The organism is Cupriavidus sp. 05N40, from assembly GCF_056397305.1.
The window spans coordinates 1-2512 of sequence record NZ_JBFTND010000406.1 but is presented as its reverse complement, the minus strand read 5'-3'; the positions used below and the strand labels follow the sequence as shown (position 1 = coordinate 2512).

Below are 2512 nucleotides of genomic sequence, written 5' to 3'. Positions count from 1 at the left end.
GGGATGTAGTGCTGCGTCGGCAGCGGCAGGTCAAAGCCGCGGTGGAACGCAGGCAGGGCGGTGAGGCCGGCGCCCGTCGACGAGGAGCCGTGGTAGCCGCGCTCCAGCGAGATGAAGTGCTTCTTCGACGGGCGCCCGGTGGCGTTGAAGTACTGCGTGATGAAACGCACGGCCGTATCGACCGCCTCGGAGCCGCCCAGAGTGAGATATACGTGGTTCAGCGAGCGGGGCGTGATCTGCACCAGCTTGTCGGCGAGGCGGATCGCCGGCTCACTGCTGAAATGGAAGTAGCCGGTAGCGTAGGGCAGGCGGCGCATTTGCTCGGCGGCGGCCTGCACCACGCTTTCCTGGCCGTAGCCCACGTTGACGCACCACAGCCCTGCGAAGGCGTCGAGCACTTCGTGGCCGTTGGCGTCGGTCAGCCACGCGCCGCGGCCCGAAGACAGCACCGTGGGGCCGCGCTGCTCGTGCACGCGCCAGGGCGACACAGGGTGGATAAGGTGCGCGCGATCGGCGGCTTCAAGYGCGGCGAGCTGGGGCAGGTCAGTGAGTTGGGTCATGGCAGGGTCCGTTCGCGTCAATTCGTGTGCGCAGCACAACAGGCTGGCCTTTGCCTCAAGGTTACGGCAGGCGGCACATGGCGTGATGCTGCATTGAGGGGGCTGAACGAAGCAGGCTGCTGTTATGCGGGCCGTGGCAGCAGATTGTTTGGTAGTGCGCTTCCAGCAACCTGGCGGGTCTTTAGCCCATGGCCTGGGTCACGAGTGCGAACGGCGCCGGCGCCCCTGGAGGCGTGGCGATTGGTGCGCCGCGCACCATGGTCGTGGGCGCGTCCACGCGCGGCAGGCCAATGCTGTCCAGCCATTCACCCAGCCCGCTGGCGCAGTCGATGTCGATACGCGTGAAGTTGCCCGCATTCAGGCCGGTCAGGTATGCGACCAGCGCCTTGGCGCCATTGGCGCCGGGCGCTACTACCGGGCCGATGGCATGGCCGCGCCCGAAGCGGCGCAGCATGGCGAAGCCGCGCGCTTCGCCTTCTAAGTCCAGCACCACGCAGGCCTCGGCGCTGGCCAGCAGGTCGTTGACCAATGCCTTGCGGGGCATGCCGCGCGCCTGCGCGTCGAGCCGGTGCAGCGCACCGGCCTCGTTGTGGCCCGCGGGGCGCAGGCGCCAGCCGTCGGGCAGGGCGATCAACGGGGCAGGCTGGGCCGTGCCCTGGTGCTGGCAAACCTCGCCGGTGCGCGCGAAGCCCAGGCGCTCGTACAGGCCGCGGCCATCGGCCGTGGCGTGCAGCAGCACGGTGCATTCGTCCAGGCCTTCGAGCAGCGCGCGCATCAGCCGGTAGCCGATGCGCCGGCCCTGGCACGCCGGCGTGACGATCACCATGCCGATGGTGGCGTGGTGCTTGCCCCAGCGCCAGCGCAGGGCAGTGGCGACGAACTGGCCATCGAGTTCGGCTACGATGCCCTCGGCGTGCGCGAACATCTGCTCCCAGTCGGTCAGGCGATGGGGCCAGCGCTGTTCCTGCGACAGGGCGTGGGCGCGCGTCAGGTCGTCGGCAGTCATCGGGCGCAGCACCACGCCGTCGTCAGCAATGGTGTCCTGGGCATGTGGAAGCGGGGCAAACATGGGCGTTGTCCTCGGGAAGAAAGGTTGGCACCGGCATTTATCTTGAACGACATCGTTCGGTCGAGCCAGAACGAGTTGGGGTTTATCCGTAACTTGCAAGATTCGTCTGCCGGAGGTGCCGGATTTGCAATTCAATGCGGTAGCGCAGGCTGTAACAGGGACAAATGCTGAGCCTTCTTGACTAGCATGAATGACCTGCAGTCATTCGCGGTGCGTCGTGACAAGTCCGCACCCGCCGGCCTTTCCAGACCAACCAGGAGCACTACGATGAGCGAAAGCCGTAAAGAGTTCGAGAACCTTGTCGGCCCCGGCGAAAGCCTTCGTGTGATGGATTTGCTCAAGCGCGGGGCGACGCGGCGTGACGTCCTGGCGATGCTGCTGGCGGGCGGCATGCAGGCCACGCTGGCTGGCAGCCTGGCCGGCGTGGCGGTCAAGGCCCATGCACAGACGCCCAAGCGGGGTGGCCGCATCCGCGTGGCAGCCGCCACGGCGGCCGCGTCCGATACGCTGGATCCGTCCAAACAGTCGAACCAGAACGACTACGTGCGCTGCAACATGGTCTACAACGGCCTGACCTCGCTCGATGGCAGCCTGACGCCGCGGCCGGCGCTGGCCGAGTCGTTCAACACGACCGATGCCAAGACCTGGGTCTTCACGCTGCGCAAGGGCGTGGCCTTCCACGACGGCAAGGCGTTGTCCCCGGCCGACGTGGTGTATTCGATCATGCGCCACAGGGACCCCGCCACCGCTTCCAAGGCCAAGGTGCTGGCCGAGCAGATCGAGAGCGTGAAAGCCACCGGCCCGAACGAGGTCACGGTGGTGCTCACCAGCCCCAATGCCGACCTGCCGGTGATCCTGGGCACCTTCCACTTCCTCATCGTCA

The 2512-nt window shown here is 67.0% G+C and carries 3 protein-coding genes; 1 reads left to right on the top strand and 2 read right to left on the bottom strand.

What is annotated here, in order from left to right:
- Together AC1DO7_RS40930 and AC1DO7_RS40925 are read right to left on the bottom strand one after the other, a co-directional pair.
- Positions 1-560 (bottom strand): aminotransferase class III-fold pyridoxal phosphate-dependent enzyme (locus tag AC1DO7_RS40930; RefSeq protein ID WP_477117540.1); only part of this gene is annotated, 560 nt, incomplete at its 3' end.
- Between the two features lie 181 nt (positions 561-741).
- The gene (locus AC1DO7_RS40925; RefSeq protein WP_441624452.1) at positions 742-1629 is read right to left on the bottom strand and encodes a GNAT family N-acetyltransferase; all 888 of its coding nucleotides are present in this window, start codon (positions 1627-1629) and stop codon (positions 742-744) included.
- A 267-nt stretch (positions 1630-1896) separates the two neighbouring features.
- Between AC1DO7_RS40925 and AC1DO7_RS40920 the strand changes: the two genes are divergently transcribed.
- Positions 1897-2512, top strand: a 616-nt coding sequence (locus AC1DO7_RS40920) for an ABC transporter substrate-binding protein (RefSeq protein WP_441624450.1), incomplete at its 3' end; no start/stop codon positions are given.

Bases quoted from the DNA above. Each gene is read 5' to 3' on its own strand.
- AC1DO7_RS40925 (WP_441624452.1), bottom strand. From the start codon at position 1,629: ATGTTTGCCCCGCTTCCACATGCCCAGGACACCATTGCTGACGACGGC.